Consider the following 18,398-nt stretch of genomic DNA (forward strand, 5'->3'; position numbering starts at 1 on the left):
TTTCAAGCCGGACGCCTCAACCTTCGACTCGCAGCCAACGCCCTCTGGTCGCCGAGACCGGCGCGCTCTTTCGCGCGATATCGAGCACGTCGAGAATCCCGCCCGCGTCACGAATTCCGGACGATGCCTTCGGCGCGAGCGACAGCAGTCCGCACCAACCGACGCCGAACGTCAGGCTGACGTTGTAAGCACCGGAACCGCTCCCGCCAATGACGGCAGGCCAAATGAGCACCGCGGCCTGTGCCCCTCGCTGCCCGTTGCAAAGACGGCTGCAGGAAAAACCACGTCATGCCAACCATCTATAGCGCTGTCGCTAAAAAAGCAAAATCCTAATTAAAGCTTGTTCTCTGTCGGGCCGATAGGGTTCACCAGATCTTGCCAGGGGGCTGGATCGGGAATCGTCAAGGTATCTCCGATGGGACCGGAAGTGTCCATCTGCATCGACCAGGAAGATGGTTCCACCGTTACCGTCATGCCGCCACGCGGCGATACCAGAGGATTTCACCATCAAACGCTCGACACTGATTCGCTCGATAGGCTTCATGGGAATCGCACTCATGGCCGCCACACTCACCGGCTGCGCGAACACCCGGGGCCCGGGCCTCGGCTCGGCTCTGGACGCCGCCACCACCGCCTACGCCCTGGATCACGGGTACGAAGAGGCCAACCCGCTGTTGTCACCCATCGGCGACCCCTACCTCTCGGCGCTGGCGGTCATCGGGGTGAAACAAGGCATCAAGTACTCACTGCATGAGTATGCCGGCCTGAACGAGGATTGTGCGCATTACGGCGTGGAGACGGCCGCCATGGGCGCTGGCGGCTGGAACCTGGCCATACTGGCGGGGGCCGCAACGGGCCCCGGCCTGATCGTCGGCGCACTGTTGGGCGCCGGCTACTGGCTGTGGAGCGACGGCGACGAAGCTTGCCGATAATCTCGGCCACGAAGTGTGGCCGGGCACCGCGATGACGAATCCGGTCGCGTCATTGAACCAGCTCGTCGGCATCGCCCGAAGCGTGTCCTCGGGCGATGTCGCGATGGCTGATCACGACCACGTCCCTGGGCCACCACTCGGGATGCTCGTCGCGGATGAACGCCAGCAGTTTTTCCCGGACGCTCACCTCGGCGGCCCATCCGGAGAGCGGGTCGATCGTCATCAGGTAGCAGGTCACGGTCTGCGCCGGGCCGGTCTGGTCGGTCACGCAGCACAGCAGTTTGTGATGCTCGATCACGTTCTCCTCGGCCTTGGCGAACTCGAGGAACTTGTCGCGCAGGATCGCGATATCGGCGCTCAGGTGCAGCGTCAGCACGAGGCTGCGGTACTCCTTGGTACTCTTGGAGGAGAGGTTCTCGAACGCCTTCGACGCGAAATAGGTAACCGGCACGATCAGACGGCGCTCGTTCCATAGCCGCAGCCTGATATGGGTATAGAAGATCCCCTCGACATAGGCCCACTGCCCCTCGAACATCACCAGGTCGCCGACCCGTATCGGCTTGGCCAGCGATAGCTGAAACGATGACAGGATGTTGCCGAGCACGGCCTGCCCCGCCACGCCCACCAGCACCGCCAGCACGCTCGCCGAGGCCAGAATCGACAGCCCCAGGGTTTCGAAGAGCTGAACCTGCCCCAGGACATAGATCGTCACCGCCGTCACCAGAATGAGAATGATGATGCGTCGCACCGCATAGAGCGTCGTCAGCAACTTGCGGTCATCCCGGGGCTTGGAATCGTCGATCTGGCCCGCGAGGCGACGCGTCATCTTCAGCATCATGGTATCGACGAGCCGCAGCCCGACGGCCCCGATCCCCCAGGCCAGAATGGCGATCAGCACCACGCGCAGGGTGGTCGTCGCGATCGCCGAGAAGGAGACGACGTAATCGAGCAACGCCTGGGTCAGCAGCGACATCACGATGAGCGCCACCGGGCCGCGAATCTGCTTGGCAAAGATGCTCGGCGAGCCGGAGGGCAACCAGCGCGTCATCATCTCGACCAACCGGTAGACCGCCTTGCCGACCAGCGCGACCGCCAGCAGCACCAGCGGGATCGCGATCCACTCCCAGAGCCTGAGCGGCCCGAAGGAGTTCTTGAGGCTCTCGGGAATGTGGCGCTCGAACGCCGCCGGGCCGTACTCGTGATAGAGCGCGGGAATCGCCGCCACGCTCTCCGGCATGATCAACCAGACCGGCTCCTCGCTATCCAGTTGATAGCGCCCCAGCCGGATGTCGTAGGTGTCGCCGTCGGCCTCGAGCGTGGCCAGTTCGATATCGCGCCGTGGTTCGCCGGCATGAGGGCTCTCGCCGGTCGGATCCTCGATCGCGGCATCCTGGCGTCCGGAGAGATTCGAAATGCGGATCGACTTGCCACGCTGGAAGATGGCGGCGAGCTCTCGGGCCAGCTCGGCGCCCCGCTCACGCTGTTCCGCCGGGGAAAGATCGGCAAGGTTGAGGATGTGGGCCGCCGCCTCGAAATCGCCCTGGTCGGTCAGATCGCGGAAGGTCCGCATCGCCTCCCGGGGGGTTCTGAGCTTGACGGAACCCGGTGCCTTCCCCAGGCCGCTATTCAGCGAATCGATGGCGTACCAGTCCTGCACGCTGTCTGCGTCCTGGGTCTGCGCCAGGCACAGGCTGGATACCAGCCATATCGATGCCGCCACCAACCACCGCTGCCATGAGCCCGTTCGTTTCATCCTTGAATCACCGCCTTCCTGAATCGTTCGCCGGATCATCCCGCCTTCCGTGATCCGCGTCCATCACGTGAAGCAATCCCGCGTGCGGGATTGCCTTTAGGATCCACCGTGGCTCCGGCACTGGCGAAAGCACGCTACAAGTCGAACAGCTGCCGTTCGATCCCGGTCTTGTCGATGACCGACCACACCTGCTGGATCTTCCCCTCGGCGAACCGATAGAAGACGTTCTCGTGAAACACGACCCGCCGACCGTCGACGGGTAGCCCCATGAACTCGGCCTTGGGATGACAATCGAAACATAGCCTGCTGGCGACGGTCGCGGCGTCGCATACCAGCCGTTCGACGAAGAAGCGCAGGTCGGGTATGTCGCGGTAGTCGCCGGCGAGCATCTCGCGATACCCCCTCAGGCCAAGCTCCGAATCATTGTGGATCACGGTATCACTGACGAACTCATCGAGTCCGTCCAGGTCTCGTGCGTTCAGACACGCAATATAGGCTTCATAGCGCGGCTTCAGATCCATTCACGCCTCCTCGTCTGATCGATATGAAAAGGGCTTTCGCAACCCGCCCCGGAATCAGCGATGCGAAAGTCTCTGCGGCTTCGGCCTCACCACAATTGCCGCGCACCATCGCGGCTGACACGGCTTCACCGGCGCCGATCAGACCGACGCAGCGCCGCTCCCGCCGACGCTTTCGGCGGGAGCGGAAGCGTGATCGGCGTGTTGAGGGCTCGACGAGTCAACTACACTTTCCCCAATGGACGGGATGTCTCCCCCCGACAAGGCCCTTGCCACCCCGGTGACGTGTCTTCGTTTGACCAGCAAAAGGAGCTTGCCATGATTGCCACTGCCGAACGACCGGTCCGCACCGGGCCGAATCCACTACACGGAATGCTGCTTGCCGGCGGCTTCCCGCTCTTCCTGGGTGCCGCGCTGAGCGACTACGCGTATTTCACGAGCTTCAACATCCAGTGGGCCACCTTCTCCTCCTGGCTGATCGCCGGTGGCCTGGTGTTCTGCGGCTTTGCGCTGATCTGCGCGCTGATCGGAATCTTTCGTCCCGCCGGCAGCCGCGGCCTCTCCATACTCTACTTCGTGCTGCTGTTGGTGACCTGGGTCCTCGGCTTCGTCAATGCCCTGGTTCACTCCCGGGACGCCTGGGCAATGATGCCAACGGGTCTGACCCTGTCGGTGGTCGTCGCAGTGCTCGCGTTCGCCGCCATCTGGATTGGATTCACCAGCCGCAAGAGCGGAGGTCGCTCATGAGACACGCCAGCAGATCAACCCGCATGCGTTATGTCGCCCCCTTGTCGATCCTGCTGCTGGCTGGCGGCGCCCACGCCGTCGACGACGATCAGCAGTATGGCGCCAACCCGGAGCTGCCCGATCCCCAGCGCGGGCTGCTGCCCAACATGAGCGTCCCCGAGCAGGCGCCCTGGGATGACAAGCTACCCACGGTGCCGGATGGCTACAGCATTCAGGCCATCGCGACCGATCTCAAGATTCCGCGTCAGACACTGGTGCTGCCGAACGGCGATATCCTGGTTGCCGAGGGCAGTGGCGGCCACGCCCCGAAACTCAAGCCGAAGGACTTCATCGCCGGTGTGATCAAGGCCAAGGGCAAGACCTCGGTCAAGGGTGGCAACCGCTTGACGCTACTGCGTGACAGCGATGGAGACGGCACCTACGAAGAACAGACGGTATTCGCCGAGAATCTCGACGCGCCCTACGGCCTCGCCCTGGTCGGCAACGACCTCTATGTCGCCAACCAGGGGGCACTGGTTCGATTCGACTACCAGCAAGGCCAGACCCAGGCCAGCGGCGCGCCCGAGCTCGTGACCCCGCTGCCCGCCGAGATCAATCACCACTGGACCAAAGCGCTGACGGCAAGTGCCGACGGCCAGACGCTATACGTCGGTATCGGCTCGAACAGCAATATCACCGAGCGCGGCATGGAAGCGGAAGTCGATCGTGCGGAAATCTGGGCGATCGACCCGGAGACCGGCGCGCATCGCGCCTATGCCACCGGCGTGCGCAACCCCACCGCACTGACCATCCAGCCTGGGACGGATCGACTCTGGGCCGTCGCCAATGAGCGTGACGAGCTCGGCCCGCATCTGGTGCCGGACTACCTCACCTCCATCCAGGATGGCGGCTTCTACGGCTGGCCGTACAGCTACTGGGGACAGCACGTCGACCCGCGAGTGAAGCCGGAAAACCCGGAGTTGGTCGAGTCGGCGATCGCCCCCGACTACAGCCTCGGCTCACATCGTGCGCCCCTGGGTGTCGCCTTCTCCAATGATGCCGTGGGGGGTGAGTTCACTGATGGCGCCTTCGTCGGCGAACACGGCAGCTGGAATCGTGCCGATCCGGTCGGCTACAAGGTCGTCTTCGTTCCGTTCCAGAACGGCGAGCCTGCCGGCGACCCCATCGATTTCGTCTCCGGCTTTCTCACCGATGACGGCAGGACACGGGGGCGCCCGGTCGGTGTGACCGTTGCGCCGGATGGCTCGGTGATCATCGCCGACGACCTGACCAACGCGGTGTGGCGCGTCACCCGGGATGATGCGGGTCAACCCGCCAATGGCGCCGAAGGCGCTACCGTGTCCGCGGACGATTCCACGATGACTGGCGGAGAAGCCGACGCCGCCAGCGACGATCCGGCCGCCGCGGGCGAGACCGCCAGCTCGACCTGATCACGAAGGCAGGATCGACGATGCCCTGCTGGCGCACGCCAGCGGGGCATCGTCGTCACGACCGAAGATAACTTCCTGGTTTCAGAACTTGGCGGCTTCCGGCGACGCCACCGCCGGGCGCTGCTCGCGCGCCAGCGACTCCACGGCCGATTCCAGATGGCTGGCATTGATATCGGCAGGGGAGTGGGCACCGATCAGCGTCATGGTCACGCGCAGGTCCGCCGCGATCAGCTCCAGCAGATGCGAGACGCCGCGCTCGCCATCCGCTGCCAGCGCATAGGCGTAGGCCCGGCCCAGCAGCACCCCCTTCGCGCCCAGCGCCAGCATCCTGACCACATCCAGCCCGGAGCGAACGCCGGAGTCCGCCAGTACCGTCAGCTCGTCACCAACGGCATCGACGATATGCGGCAACGCCCTCGCGGTGGGGATCGCGCCGTCGAGCTGCCGTCCGCCATGGTTGGAGACGATGATGCCGTCGGCCCCCATGCGTACCGCATCCCGGGCGTCTTCCTTGTCCAGCAGCCCCTTGATGATCAGGTTGCCCTTCCAGCTATCGCGGATCCACTCCAGCTCGCTCCAACTGATGGAGGGATCGAAGTTCTTGGCCAGAAACCCCATGTAGTCGTCCATGTTCATCTCGCGGCCGGTATACGCCTCGATGTTGCCGAACGACAAAGGCTTGCCCTTGAGCGCGACGTCGAGCGCCCACCGGGGGTGGGTCAGCGCCTGGACGGTCTGGCGCAGTTTGGCATGGGGGCCGGACATGCCGGAGTGGCGATCACGGTAGCGCGAGCCCGGCAGCGGCATGTCGACAGTGAAGACCAGTGTCTTCATGCCCGCCGCCCAGGCGCGCTCCAGCGCGTTCTGCATGAAGCCGCGATCCTTCAGCACGTAGAGCTGGGACCACAGCTCGCCGTTGGCGCCCTTCGCCACCTCCTCGATGGAACAGACCGACACCGTCGACAGCGCATAGGGAATGCCGGCCTTTTCCGCCGCCCTGGCGGCCTGGACCTCGCCGCGACGCGCGTACATGCCGGTCGCCCCGACCGGCGCCAGCGCCACCGGCAGCTTCCAGCGGCTGCCGAGCACCTCGGTCTCGAGCGCCGGCGTGCCGCCGCCCTGCAGCACCCGCTGGCGCAGCGGAATGGCCTGCAGGGCCTCGACGTTGCTGCGCATCGTGCTCTCGGTCACCGCGCCACCGTCGAGATAGTCGAACAGAAAGCGAGGAACACGCCGCTTGGCAGCTCGGCGGTAATCGGAAGGGCCTGAGATGATCATGGATTCGCCTTAACGCTCGGTTCGGGAGCAGTGAAAAAGTCGCTCGGTTCGGGAGCGATGAAGAAGATACTCGCCGCACGGCGAGGGGAAACGGAAGCTGCGATGAGCCGCTAGCGTACCAAGTCTCCTCGCAGAGGCGCGGGTCTCGAGATTAGGACTTTAGTCGGAGCCGCCGGCCCTGGCACGGCTGGCGTCTCACCCCGCCGGACCGAAGGTCTCGAAGTCGATCCGATCCGCCGCGACTCCGCGCGCCTCCAGCCCGGCGCTGATCTCGGCGAGAAACCGGGCCGGACCGCAGAGCAGATAGCTCGCGTCCGCCCCAGCGCCGAGTTCGAGCAGGTCGTCGGGGGTGACTCGCCCCTGGATGTCGTAATCGACACCCGCCGTATCGTTCGGGCGCGGTGCACTATAGAAGATGCGTCGTGTCACGTTGCCGGCCTTGGCCAACAATGCCCCGACCTCGGCCTGGAAGGCGTGCGTCCCGCCGTTGCGCGTGGCGTGCACGAACCAGACCGGTGGCCCTTCGTTCTCCGCTTCCGCCACCACCTCGTGCAGCATGGCCAGCATCGGCGTGATCCCCACCCCGGCGCTGACCAGCACCAGCGGCCCTCGCCGGGACGGCAAGACGAACTCCCCCGCCGGCGGGCGGGCCGCGATGGCGTCGCCGACGGCGATTCCATCGTGCAGGAAACGTGATGCCGTGCCCCGCTCCTCGCGCTTGACGCTGATGCGGTAGGTCTCCTCGGCGGGCGACCCCGAGAGCGAGTAGCTGCGACCGATCCGACCCGACTGCTGGGGAATATCCAGCTCGACCGCCAGATGCTGGCCGGCCTGGAATGGCGGCAGCGCGCCACCCTCGGGCTCGGCCAGGTAGAAAGAGGTGATCTGGTCGCTCTCTGCCACCTTGTCGACGACCGTCAGCCGCAGCGGGGCTTCGTCTTCCCGACGCCACCGCAGCGCCAGCGCGGCCGGCCGGTCGACGACCTGCTCGACGCTCACTTCGATCCAGCGCTTGGCGTTCGGATCGCGGCTCTCTCCCTGGCTCCGCCGCGGCGACCAGTCGATGCGAGACCGACCGGTGATCTGCAGCAGGCCGCCGGTTTCGAAATCGACGAACAGCAGTCCCACCCGGGGATCCTGGATCAGGTTGCCGAGGGTGTTGAAGAAGTTGTTGCCGGCGTAGTCCGGGATCCGCAGCGTTCCGTTCTCGGTCACTTGTACGAAGCCGGGCTCGCCGCCACGATGAGAGGCGTCGTAACCCCGGCTCGCGCCTGGCTCCCGGTCCGAATCGTGGGCCGAATCGGGATCGGAGACAGAGCCGGAGACGGAGCCGATGAAGAACGTATCCGCTGCGGCGATTCGCGCACGCTGCCCGCTGTCGAGTCGCTCGGAGACGGCGGCGTCCGGCGCGACCCCGGATGCGACCCGCCGCCACTCGCGCTCGCGGATGTACTGCGGGCAGTTGCCGAAGCTCTGTTGCACCTCGACGACCAGACGCTCCTGCGCCGACCGGACCACCCCGTTGAGCCGGTTGCGGCGACGCGTTGCCAGCTCGATACCGAGCAGGCCCACGTCCACCCCGGCCACGATCGCCGAGGCCAGCGGGTCCTGGGAATCGGGCGCGGCTGCCATCGCCAGCGTCCGCGCATCGGGCGTCTCGATGAAACCCTCGTCGCCCTCCAGCAGCGTGACCCAGGGGCGCCCCCGCGCATCGCCGGCGGCCATGACGATGAACGGCAACTGAGCGAAGAACTCGCGATGCTGCTCGGGCATGTGGTCACGGATGAAGCTGCCGGCCGAACTAGCCAGACTTTCCACGCCGGCGCGCCGCTGCGCTTCGAGCTCACCTCGATGGAACGGCGTCTCCTGGAGAGTCGTCTCTTGGAAAGGCATCGTTTCGCGTGTCATGACCGACCTCCGTCCGAACGTCCTCGATTCAGGCCAGCACCGGCGAGCGCGCCATGCCGATGAAGCGGGGCAGCGCCTCGATACGCGCCAGCCAGGCCCGGACGTGCGGATAGGGATCGAGACTCACGCCGCCCTCCGGGGCGTGGGCGATATAGCTGTAGCCGGCGATATCGGCCAGCGTCGGCCGGTCAGCCACCAGCCAGTCGCGATCCTCGAGGTGGGCGTTCATCATCGTCAGCAGACCATGCGCCTTGGCCTTGGCGGCCTCGTGATCGAGCGGTGCGCCAAATACGGTGACGAGTCGCGCGGCGCAGGGGCCAGCGGCTATCTCGCCCGCCGCAATCGAGAGCCAGCGCTGCACCTGAGCTTTTTCGAGCGGCTCGTTGCCGGTCCAGACTGCAGGGTCACCGTAACGCTCGACCAGATAGGTGATGATGGCGTTGGAATCCGAAAGCGTGATGCCGTTGTCCTCGATCGCCGGCACCTGCCCCAGCGGGCTGAGCTTCAGATAGGCGGGCTCACGGTGGGCGCCGTTGGCCATGTCGAGATCGACGGTGTCGTAGGGTATCTCCAGCAGCGCCAGCATCAGCTCGACGCGGTGGCAATGGCCCGACTTGGGGTTGCGATAAAGCTTTACGGGCTGATCGGTAAGGGCGTTGGTTTCAAGGTCGGCGTTCGACATGACAGGCTCCCTCATCGCGATGATGATCGGGTGATCGGAGCCGTCACTCTAGAACCACTTGGATTACGAAATAATAGGCGTATTCTGAAAGGAACTATTTTATATTCTGAAATTATCACTCCTCTCGAGCCAAGCTGGACATCATGGACCGCCTCCAGGCCCTCAACGTTTTCGTCGCGGTGGCCGAAGCCGAGAGCTTCGCCAGAGGAGCCCGCGCCACCGGGCTCAGCGCACCCTCCGCCACGCGAGCCATCAACACCCTCGAGACCACCCTCGGCGCACGGCTTTTCACCCGCTCGACACGACAGGTCAGGTTGACCGAAGCCGGCCGGACCTACCTCGGGGAAGTGCGCGACATCCTCGCGCATCTGCAAGCCGCCGACGACATGGCCTCGGGCGCGGCCAACACGCCGGTCGGACAGCTGCGAATCACCTGTCCGCAAGAGTTCGGGCGAATCCATGTCGCGCCGCTGCTGACCGAGTTTCTCGACCAGCATCCCCGGGTTCGCGCCGACGTGTTGATGGTCGACCGCATCGTCAACCTGGTCGAGGAAGGCCTGGATATCGCCGTGCGTATCGGCCACCTGCCCTCATCCGAGCTCGCCGCCGTCCGGATCGGTCAGGTTCGCCGTGTCATCTGCGGCTCGCCGGACTATTTCGCCACGCATGGCCGCCCGCAGACGCCGAGCGATCTCGTTTCTCATCGGGTGGTTGCGAGCGGATCAACGCCTCCCCTCGACGAGTGGCGGCTCGGTCGGGACGGAACGCAGAGCGTCAGGGTGAATCCTCGACTGACGGTCAGCAGTTTGGCCGCGGCCATCGATATCGCCAGGCAAGGCTGGGGGCTGTGTCGCGTGCTGTCGTATCAGGTCGGGCCCGATCTCGAGTCAGGTAGGCTCCAGACCGTGCTGGAAGAGCACGAGCCCGCCCCGCTGCCGATTCATCTCGTGCATGTGGAGGGGCGCCGGGCGGCAGCGAAGGTCCGCGCCTTCATCGATTTCGCCGCGCCGCGGCTGCGCCAGATCGAGGGTTTGCGTTGAGGTCAGCAGAGCCGATCAGAACTAGGACCAATCTGCTTTCATCCCTCCTACCAGCAGCCTGGGAATGCCATATCCGCCGCCTCGCGACTCACGCGAAGCGGCGGGTTGCGCCGAAGTCCAGTTACGCCTAAATGCCGAAGCCGCCAGCGACGTTGATGGCCTCGCCATTGATGTAGCCGGCGGAAGGCCCGGCCAGGAAACCGACGATGTCCGCCACTTCCTCGAGGGTCGCGATACGGCGGATCGGGTGCATGTCCAGAATGGCGTCACGGTCGGGAAGCTCACCGGCCACGTCCGAGGCCATGTCCGTGGGCATGATGCCCGGCTGTACCACATTCACCGTGATGTTGCGCGGGCCGAGGTCGCGAGCGATGCCCTTGGCGTAGCCGGCAAGCGCCCACTTGGTGGCGGCGTAATCGGCAACGCCGGTGAAAGGCACGTAGGAGCCGAGCAGGGAACCGATGAAAATGATGCGACCGCCATCGGTCAGCTTGGGCGCCGCCGCCCGCGTGATCGCGATGGTCCCCATCACGTTGACCTGCCACTGACGATTGTAGTTTTCCCCGTCGAGTTCGGGATCATCCACCAGTTGGCCCTGGATCGCGATGCCGGCGTTGTTCACCAGGATGTCGAGCTTGCCGAATTCGGCGATGACGGCGTCGATCAACGGCCTGGCGACCGAGAGATCGGCCTGATCCGCCTGGATCGCCATCGCGCGGGCCCCTGTCGACTTCAGTTGTTCCACCACCGTATTCGCCTTGTCGGCGGAAGAGGCGTAGCTGATTGCCACATCGGCACCCAGTTCAGCCAGCCGCGCTGCCGTTACCGCGCCGAGTCCCCGCGAGCCGCCGGTGACCAGCGCGACCTTGCCTTCCAATATCCGATCCATCTCTGCTCCTCCTGACCGATGACATGTCGCCTGCGGATCGAGACCTCACCGTTGACGACCCAAATTAAATAACGACCGTTACGGTAACGATGATTACGAAATGGCTCGCGGCTGTCCAGTGTTTTATAATGGCCGTTACGAAATAAAGGAGAGTCCCATGGGACGACGTCGAGAGTTCGATGTGGAGCAGGCATTGGAGGCAGCGCTGTGCGTGTTCTGGCGCAAGGGTTACGAAGGCGCGTCCTACAACGATCTGACCCAGGCCACTGGGGTCGAACGGCCAGCACTCTACTCGGCCTTCGGCAACAAGGAAGCCCTGTTCCTTCGCGCCCTGGAGCGCTATGAAGCGCAGCAGCTGGGTTTCTTGCCGGAGGCGCTCGCGCAGTCGACCTCCCGAGACGTCGCCGAGCACGTACTGCGCGGTGTCGCCGAACTGAATACCCGTCATCCGGAGCACAGCGGGTGCTTCATCGTGAATGGCGCGCTGGCGGGGTCGGACGAGTCGGAACCCGTGCGCCAGGCGCTGATAACGGCGCGCGCGAAGGGAGAAGCCCAGCTACGCGAGCGCTTCGAACGGGCGCAGCAGGAGGGAGATCTGCCGGCAACCACAAATTGCGCCGCGCTGGCCGCGTTCTTGATGGCGGTGACCCACGGCATGGCGGTGCAGGCCAAGTCCGGGTTCAGTCGAGAAGCCCTCGATGCGGTAGCCGATCAGGCTCTGGCGACCTGGCCGACGAACGCCTGATCGTTAGTGGGGGGAGTTGCCGTTCCCTAGATTCGATGGCGCGAAAGCGCCAAGGAAGGTGCAAGAGTCTGCCTCCATCGGACCGTCCCGCCATGCCGCACGACCCATGATCGGATCGTGCGCTGCCGCCAGCCCTTCACTCAGCAGGGATGGATCACCGCTGATCGTCATTTCGCCCGTGCCCAGATGACGGTCGATGGCGACCCAAAGCGCAGGGTCGGCGCTGCGCAATCGATTCTGTCTCCGTGCAGCAGTGGCCGTGATGTCGATGATGATGTCCGCCCGCTCCTCCGGCCCTGCTTCGACCCGAAAAGACGGCAGGCCATCAACAATATCTAAGCGAAGTCCTTGAACGAGGCCCTTCGGCAGGACCAGAGCCGGGCTAGCCATTCCGGCACTGGTGCAGCCTGGCTTTCGTTGTGTCTATTCAACGGCCAAAACGATCTTGCCTTGGATATGGCCCCTGGCGGCACGTTCATGGGCCTTGCGGGCCTCGGCAAGCGGGTAGACGCTGTCCACGACGACGCGAATCGTGCCGTTATCAAGCCAACGGCCGAGGTCTGACAACTGAGCCCCGCTGGAACGAACCTGGGTCGTCGAGACGGTGACACCTCGCCTCGCGGCCTCCTCGGCGCCGTCGAAGCCCAGCGGGTAGACCGGGAACAGTGCCCCACCGCGCTTCAGCGTGCGCAGGAAACGACGAGTGGTCGGCCCGCCCAGCGCATCGACGACCAGGTCGATATCGTGGACGACGTCCTCGGGGGGTGTGCTGGTGTAATCGATGAACTCATCGGCTCCAAGCTCACGCAGCAGCGATTCGTGCCTGCCCGACGCCACGGCAATGACACGGGCGCCCTTCCGTTTCGCGATCTGTACTGCCAAGTGCCCCACCCCGCCCGCGGCGCCATTGACGAGAACGACCCTGCCCTCCAGCGGCACCGGCTGATGCCGGTTCGGCTGAAGCGGATTGGGCTCGTCGTGACCCAGTTCGACCATGAACTGCCACGCGGTGAGCAGCGACATCGGCGCACCGGCGGCATGCACATGATCGATGCCGGTCGGCTTGAGCGCGACTTCCGATACCGGCACGCTGACATACTCGGCGTAGGCCCGACTCTTCCCGAACATGCCCTCAGGGAAGCGGACCATCGAGTACACCTCATCGCCGATGGAGAAGCTCTCCACATCCTCGGCGACCGCCGCGACGACGCCGGAGATATCCGTTCCCAGAATCAAGGGGAAGTCCAACCGCGGCTGCCATTCAGGCGGTAACGACCGATAGCCATCGCGCAGGTACCAGTCGGGCGGATTGAGGCCGACCGCACAGACACGAACGAGCACCTCACCCGCGCTCAAATCGGGCATCGGTGCCTCCTCGTGACGCAGTACATCGGGACCGCCGAATTCATATTGGCGAATCGATTTCATCGTTTGATTGGACATGACTTTCTTCCCGAGCCACGAATGGGCTATCTTTAACGGAACAGTGCTCCGAATAATCGGAGCACTGCTCCATTTTGTCAAGGTTCAACGATGCGAGTCGATGCCAGGAAGAATTACGACCGCCTGCTTGCGGTTGCGGGCGAGGTTTTCGCCGACGAGGGAGCCGACGCGTCATTACGCGACATCGCGCGCAAGGCCGGCGTCGGGCTGGGCACGTTGTATCGCCATTTCCCGACGCGAGAGGCTCTGCTCGAAACGTTACTGCGCGCCAGCTTCGAGGCACTGGCGGAGCGGGCCAAAGTGCTCGAGAGCTCGGACTCCGCCGACGAAGCGCTCGTGGCGTGGATGCAAGAAACCACTGAGTTCACTTACCGCCAACGTGGCATCATCGCGTTGATGATGGGAGCCATCGAGGATACGAATTCCGCGCTTCATGACTCATGCGTCATGCTGCGGGCGGCAGGCACGGCCCTTCTCACCCGCGCCCAAGCCGAGGGCAAGGCCAGGGATGACCTGAGTGGCGCGGAGCTGTTCGATCTCATCGCGGCGCTCGCCTGGCTGCGCGAGCAGCCATCGCATGCGGCTCGTGCCGATCATCTCTTCACACTCATTGCCGACGCCATCCTGACGGATTCCTCCGGCGCTCATAGCGGAGCGGGGTCAGAACCCGGCACGACGGCGCCCACCGAGACAGTGCCGCCGCCTGCGGGCTAGCGTCGGATGAACAACTCGTTTCAGCAAAGGACCCAGGAATGACGGTTACCAAGCAGGCCGAACTGGAGGGGCTGAGAGCCATCGGCCGTATCGTCGCCAATACGATGCACGCCATGGCGAGGTCGATGGAGCCAGGCATGACGACGCGAGAGCTGGACGAGATCGGTAAGGCGTTGCTGGAGCGAGAGGGCGCACTATCGGCGCCACAAGCGATTTACGACTTCCCTGGGGCAACCTGCATCAGCGTCAATGAAGAGATCGCCCACGGCGTTCCAGGCGAGCGAGTGATCGCGCGGGGTGACCTGGTCAACATCGATGTTTCGGCGTCGAAAGACGGCTATTTCGCGGATACCGGGGCAACCTTCCGTGTCGCCCAGGTGAAGCCTTCGCTGGAGCATCTCTGCCGTGACGGCAAACTTGCCATGGAAATTGGCATTGCTAAAGTCAGCAGCGAAAACCCGCTGGCGGGTATTGGCCAGGCCATCGGGCGCTTTGCCTCGGATCGGGGCTACACGCTCATTCGCAATCTCGCCAGCCATGGCGTAGGCAGATCCCTGCACGAATATCCCGAAGAAATCGCGACCTGGCCGACCCGAAACGACAAGCGGCGTATCAGCAAGGGGCTCGTTCTGACCGTCGAACCGTTCCTCTCCCGGGGTGGGCTCTGGGCCGCCGCAGGGAGTGACGGATGGACGCTCTACAGTGAACCCAGCGCTCCCGCCGTGCAGTATGAGCATACGGTCGTGGCGACGGATCGGGGCGCGATCATCGTTACCCTGCCGGGTTGATCAGCTGCGCGCCAGCGCTATCGGCACGACGCGACGGAGGCCGTTGCCGATGAGCACCATTGGCGATCCGGGTCTTGATAGCGCCCGCCGATTATCCCGCCGCCCCATGCACGACCGCTCGAAGTCGTTCATGCTGGACGCATCACCGCCCTCTCGTCATTCACCACAGTCCGCATCGGCCAGGAGCAACCATGACCCGACCATCGGAGCCCACTCGCCAAGCGCTATACGAACAGGCCCAGCAGCGCGGCATCACGGGTCGCTCGTCGATGACCAAGGCGCAACTGGCGGCGGCGCTCGAGCAGAATCCACCCAAGGAGCCCGCACCGGAGGCAGCAACGCGATTCGAGACGTTCAAGCGCCTGGCCGAAGCGGTGGCCGACGGCGAATTCGTCCTGCGGCCGCGCGCGCTGACCGGTCACGAGCGGCGACGGCACCTGCGCCAGACACTGCGCGAGGATCACCGGATGCGGATCGCCAATGGCTCCGAGGAAGGAAGCATCAAGTTCGACAAGCTCTCCGACTCGCTGTTCTCGTTCTTTCGCGGCACCGCGCTGCTGTTCTACCGCGACATGGCCGGCGACGACGCCTGGATGCCGACCGTGCTCGCCCTGGGTGACGTCCATCCCGGCAATTTCGGCGTCATGCCCAATATCGACAACGTGCCGATCTTCTCGGTCAACGACTTCGACGAGGCCTATTACGCGCCGTTCACCTGGGACATCAAGCGTGGCGCGGTGGGCTTCATGATCGCCGCGGAGGTCGAAGGCGAGCTCAAGCACAAGCATCGCTTCAAGATCGTGCGCCGATTCGTGGAGGGTTATATCGGGGAGATGGCGCGACTGGCGCGGGAAGGCACCGAGCAGGACGAGGAGATGCGCCACGATAACGCGCCCGAGTTGATCAAGAAGCTGTTCGAGGATGCCGACGAGGATCGCGCCGAGTGGCTGGCCGACGACTATCTCGACGAGAGCCGCCGCGGCTTCCGTCCGACCAAGAAGCTGGTGCCGATCTCCTCCCGGCGCGACGAGTTCCAGACAATCATGGATCGCCTGATCGCCGATAACGACATCGAGATACCGGAGCGTGCCCGCGCGCACGATGGCGACGGCGTGCGCGTGAAAGATGTCGCGATCCGGCTCGGCCAGGGCACCGCTTCACTGGGGCTCAACCGCTACTACGTGCTGATCGAAGGCCCCGGCGGCGAGGGCGAGGACGATCTGATCGTCGAACTCAAGCAGGCCCGGCGCTCCGCCCTCTCCGGCCTGGTGCCCCCCTCCCCCTACGAGATGGACTCCCTCGCCGAGCGCGTCAGCCATGCCCAGGCCGTGCATCTGGTGCGCGGTGATATCTTCTACGGCCACGTCGAGTTCGATGGCCTGAGTTATCTCTCCCGAGAGCGCGCTCCGTTTCGTGACGATATCGATCTCGACGATCTCTCCAAGAGCGAATGGAGGGACTACGCGCACATCTGCGGTGGCGTCCTGGCCCGCGTGCACGCCCTCTCCGACGAATCCGGCAGACTCGACTACGATATCGAACCCGCCATCGTCGACGCCATCGGCCCACCGGCACTGTTCACCGAGGACATGGTGGAGTTCGCTGTCGAGGCCGCCGACCGCGTGCGGCGAGACCACAAAATGTTCCGCGAGGATCATGCCCGCGGCGCGTTCGAGCATCTGGACTGGGTGCATCGGTGAGACGCCATCGCTGCGCGGCAGTCTGCCGATGTGACTGGACGGGCAAGGGTGCTGTCGCCGTTCGCTGAGGCGCAGGCACGATCAACCGATGATGACTGGATCGTTCAGCGAGCTTGAAACCTCTGCCATGGAGGCCGTTCAACCACTGATGGAAGGGGGCACACTTGGAAAATGCCACGCCGGTGACAATCAGCTCACTCGTCGATCGACCGGACTTTATCGACGCCTGCGCAGCCTGGACCTACGGCCAATGGGGCGTGGGCTCGACACGCACGCTCGAAAGCACGCTGGAACGATTCAGGCTAGCCGCCAGTGACCACGCTATTCCGCTCACCGTCGTGGCTCATATCGATGACCGGCCCGTCGGCATGGCGAGCCTGTTCGATGACGATTGCGATCTTCGCCCCTGTCTGCGGCCCTGGCTGGCTGCCGTGTTCGTTCACCCCGACCATCGCGGCAAGGGCGTCGCCGGTCTGCTGATCGAGAGCGTGGAACAGGCGGCACGGCGCCTGGGCGAAGACACGATCTATCTGACCACCCAGGACAGCCAGAGCCTCTACGCCCGGTACGGCTGGCAGCACGCCGGCATCGTTCAGTATCCGGACTGCGATCTCTATCTCATGCATAAGGCGTTGGGCTGAAAACGAGACAATCACCCGTCGTTCAACGACCGGGTGCCGATCTTCGGCGCCGTATCACCCCGGCAGCAGGTTCATCCTCTTATGCGCGCGAAAGCTGCTCACCTCGCACCCGCCGGGATCAAGCGGCTGGGCCCGTGCTCTCTCGTATCACCAGCTCGAAAGGCATGATGCGATGCGCATCCGCTGCGTCATCCCGGTCATCGATGATGTCGAGCAACAGGGCCACGGCCTCGCGACCGAAATCCTCGGCGGGCTGGGCGATGGTCGTCAGGGAGGGATCGCAGAAGGAAGCGAAGGCGATATCGTCGAATCCCGCCACCGAGATATCCTCGGGCACCCGAAGCCCCGCCTCCTTGATGCGTCGCATGGCCCCCATGGCCATTTCGTCGTTCTCGCAGAAGATCGCCGTGGGGGGATCGGCTCGCGACAGCAGTTCATCCGCCGCTCGATGGCCCGAGGGCGGCGTGAAGTCGCCGGGACACCACAGGCTGTCGTCCGGCACCAGGCCGGCGGCGGCCAGGGCATCCTGGAAGCCCAGCAGACGATCCCGGGTCAAGGGGCTGTTGCGCGGTCCCTTGATCATGCCGATACGGCGATGCCCCAGTGCCAGCAGGTGCTCGGTCACTGCTCGGGCGGCGGCTCGGTTGTCGAGCTTGACGGTGGGACACGGTGCCTCGTCGAGCACTTCACAGGCGTTGACCATCGGCGGTCGCGCCTTGCCGCTCGATGTCGCGAAGGGATCATAGGCGCGCAGTTGGATGAGGCCATCGGCCTGCCGGGTCGACACCAGGCCAGCGTAGGCTCGTTCGGTACGTTCGTCACCGAGTGTATTGCACAGCAGAATGCCGTATCCCCGCCGCTGCGCCGCTTCCTGAATGCCACCAATCACTCGGGCAAAGAAGGTGTTGGCAATGATCGGTACCAGCACGACCAGATTGCGGGTCCGTTGCGAGCGAAACTGCACCGCCGTGAGATTCGGTCGATAGTCGGCCTGCTCGACAGCGGCCAACACTTTGTCACGCGTCCCCGGCGACACGACGTCGGGGGTCTTCAAGGTACGCGACACCGTCGCCACCGACACGCCGGCCAGCTTGGCCACCTTGCGAATATTGGTCATGCCCGGCTGTGAACCTCCCGTCTCGTCAACCACCTCGGCATCATGCCGCTGGCCAGTCTACTGCATCGGCACT

Annotated in this window: 18 protein-coding genes; 9 read left to right on the forward strand and 9 right to left on the reverse strand. The window is 64.5% G+C overall.

Annotation, left to right across the window (positions count from 1 at the left end; translation table 11 throughout):
- Positions 1–557: 557 nt before the first annotated feature.
- Positions 558–932 (forward strand): hypothetical protein, encoded by a 375-nt coding sequence (locus tag DOM45_RS06635; RefSeq protein WP_157958179.1) that lies wholly within the window; start codon positions 558–560, stop codon positions 930–932.
- A gap of 49 nt (positions 933–981) precedes the next feature.
- Here DOM45_RS06635 and DOM45_RS06640 read toward each other — a convergent pair whose 3' ends face one another.
- Positions 982–2,685 (reverse strand): mechanosensitive ion channel family protein, encoded by a 1,704-nt coding sequence (locus tag DOM45_RS06640; protein ID WP_110598741.1) that lies wholly within the window; start codon positions 2,683–2,685, stop codon positions 982–984.
- Positions 2,686–2,819: 134 nt separating this feature from the next.
- Complete coding sequence (locus DOM45_RS06645) at positions 2,820–3,206, reverse strand: ester cyclase (protein WP_110598743.1); 387 nt, start codon at positions 3,204–3,206, stop codon at positions 2,820–2,822.
- A gap of 315 nt (positions 3,207–3,521) precedes the next feature.
- On the opposite strand from DOM45_RS06645, the gene DOM45_RS06655 reads away from it, so the two are divergent.
- Positions 3,522–3,950, forward strand: a complete 429-nt coding sequence (locus DOM45_RS06655; protein ID WP_110598745.1) for a DUF2231 domain-containing protein — start codon at positions 3,522–3,524, stop codon at positions 3,948–3,950.
- Positions 3,951–3,973: 23 nt separating this feature from the next.
- Complete coding sequence (locus DOM45_RS06660; RefSeq protein WP_240612303.1) at positions 3,974–5,380, forward strand: PQQ-dependent sugar dehydrogenase; 1,407 nt, start codon at positions 3,974–3,976, stop codon at positions 5,378–5,380.
- A gap of 81 nt (positions 5,381–5,461) precedes the next feature.
- On the opposite strand, the gene lldD is transcribed toward DOM45_RS06660, so the two are convergent.
- The 3 genes from lldD to DOM45_RS06675 all read right to left on the reverse strand — a co-directional run bounded on the left by lldD (position 5,462) and on the right by DOM45_RS06675 (position 9,248).
- The gene (gene lldD / locus DOM45_RS06665) at positions 5,462–6,658 is read right to left on the reverse strand and encodes an FMN-dependent L-lactate dehydrogenase LldD (protein WP_110598749.1); all 1,197 of its coding nucleotides are present in this window, start codon (positions 6,656–6,658) and stop codon (positions 5,462–5,464) included.
- A gap of 195 nt (positions 6,659–6,853) precedes the next feature.
- Positions 6,854–8,566: an FAD-binding oxidoreductase gene (locus DOM45_RS06670; RefSeq protein ID WP_205909407.1), complete on the reverse strand. Its 1,713-nt coding sequence runs from the start codon at positions 8,564–8,566 to the stop codon at positions 6,854–6,856.
- A gap of 28 nt (positions 8,567–8,594) precedes the next feature.
- The gene (locus DOM45_RS06675; RefSeq protein ID WP_110598751.1) at positions 8,595–9,248 is read right to left on the reverse strand and encodes a glutathione S-transferase; all 654 of its coding nucleotides are present in this window, start codon (positions 9,246–9,248) and stop codon (positions 8,595–8,597) included.
- A gap of 143 nt (positions 9,249–9,391) precedes the next feature.
- On the opposite strand from DOM45_RS06675, the gene DOM45_RS06680 reads away from it, so the two are divergent.
- Positions 9,392–10,288, forward strand: a complete 897-nt coding sequence (locus tag DOM45_RS06680; RefSeq protein ID WP_110598753.1) for a LysR family transcriptional regulator — start codon at positions 9,392–9,394, stop codon at positions 10,286–10,288.
- 127 nt (positions 10,289–10,415) lie between these two features.
- On the opposite strand, the gene DOM45_RS06685 is transcribed toward DOM45_RS06680, so the two are convergent.
- Positions 10,416–11,177 carry an SDR family NAD(P)-dependent oxidoreductase gene (locus DOM45_RS06685; RefSeq protein ID WP_110598755.1) on the reverse strand — a complete coding sequence of 254 codons (762 nt, stop codon included), beginning with the start codon at positions 11,175–11,177 and terminating at the stop codon, positions 10,416–10,418.
- A 157-nt stretch (positions 11,178–11,334) separates the two neighbouring features.
- On the opposite strand from DOM45_RS06685, the gene DOM45_RS06690 reads away from it, so the two are divergent.
- Positions 11,335–11,922: a TetR/AcrR family transcriptional regulator gene (locus DOM45_RS06690; RefSeq protein ID WP_110598757.1), complete on the forward strand. Its 588-nt coding sequence runs from the start codon at positions 11,335–11,337 to the stop codon at positions 11,920–11,922.
- 3 nt (positions 11,923–11,925) lie between these two features.
- On the opposite strand, the gene DOM45_RS06695 is transcribed toward DOM45_RS06690, so the two are convergent.
- Entirely contained in the window at positions 11,926–12,312 is a 387-nt protein-coding gene (locus tag DOM45_RS06695) for a hypothetical protein (protein ID WP_110598759.1), read from the reverse strand.
- A 33-nt stretch (positions 12,313–12,345) separates the two neighbouring features.
- Positions 12,346–13,287: an NADP-dependent oxidoreductase gene (locus tag DOM45_RS06700; protein ID WP_240612304.1), complete on the reverse strand. Its 942-nt coding sequence runs from the start codon at positions 13,285–13,287 to the stop codon at positions 12,346–12,348.
- 168 nt (positions 13,288–13,455) lie between these two features.
- Here DOM45_RS06700 and DOM45_RS06705 point away from each other — a divergent pair, with 168 nt between their 5' ends.
- The 4 genes from DOM45_RS06705 to DOM45_RS06720 all read left to right on the forward strand — a co-directional run bounded on the left by DOM45_RS06705 (position 13,456) and on the right by DOM45_RS06720 (position 17,208).
- A complete protein-coding gene (locus tag DOM45_RS06705) occupies positions 13,456–14,079 on the forward strand; it encodes a TetR/AcrR family transcriptional regulator (protein ID WP_110598763.1) in 624 nt (207 codons plus the stop codon).
- A 38-nt stretch (positions 14,080–14,117) separates the two neighbouring features.
- Positions 14,118–14,867, forward strand: a complete 750-nt coding sequence (map, locus tag DOM45_RS06710) for a type I methionyl aminopeptidase (RefSeq protein WP_110598765.1) — start codon at positions 14,118–14,120, stop codon at positions 14,865–14,867.
- 191 nt (positions 14,868–15,058) lie between these two features.
- Complete coding sequence (locus DOM45_RS06715; protein WP_110598767.1) at positions 15,059–16,567, forward strand: DUF2252 domain-containing protein; 1,509 nt, start codon at positions 15,059–15,061, stop codon at positions 16,565–16,567.
- A gap of 182 nt (positions 16,568–16,749) precedes the next feature.
- Positions 16,750–17,208 carry a GNAT family N-acetyltransferase gene (locus DOM45_RS06720; protein WP_157958361.1) on the forward strand — a complete coding sequence of 153 codons (459 nt, stop codon included), beginning with the start codon at positions 16,750–16,752 and terminating at the stop codon, positions 17,206–17,208.
- A gap of 118 nt (positions 17,209–17,326) precedes the next feature.
- Here the strand turns inward: DOM45_RS06720 and DOM45_RS06725 are convergent, their stop codons facing one another.
- Positions 17,327–18,325, reverse strand: coding sequence for a LacI family DNA-binding transcriptional regulator (locus DOM45_RS06725; protein ID WP_110598770.1), 999 nt, complete (start codon positions 18,323–18,325; stop codon positions 17,327–17,329).
- Positions 18,326–18,398: the final 73 nt, after the last annotated feature.

Origin of the sequence: Salinicola lusitanus, from assembly GCF_003206045.1 — a bacterium.
Lineage (GTDB): Bacteria > Pseudomonadota > Gammaproteobacteria > Pseudomonadales > Halomonadaceae > Salinicola > Salinicola lusitanus.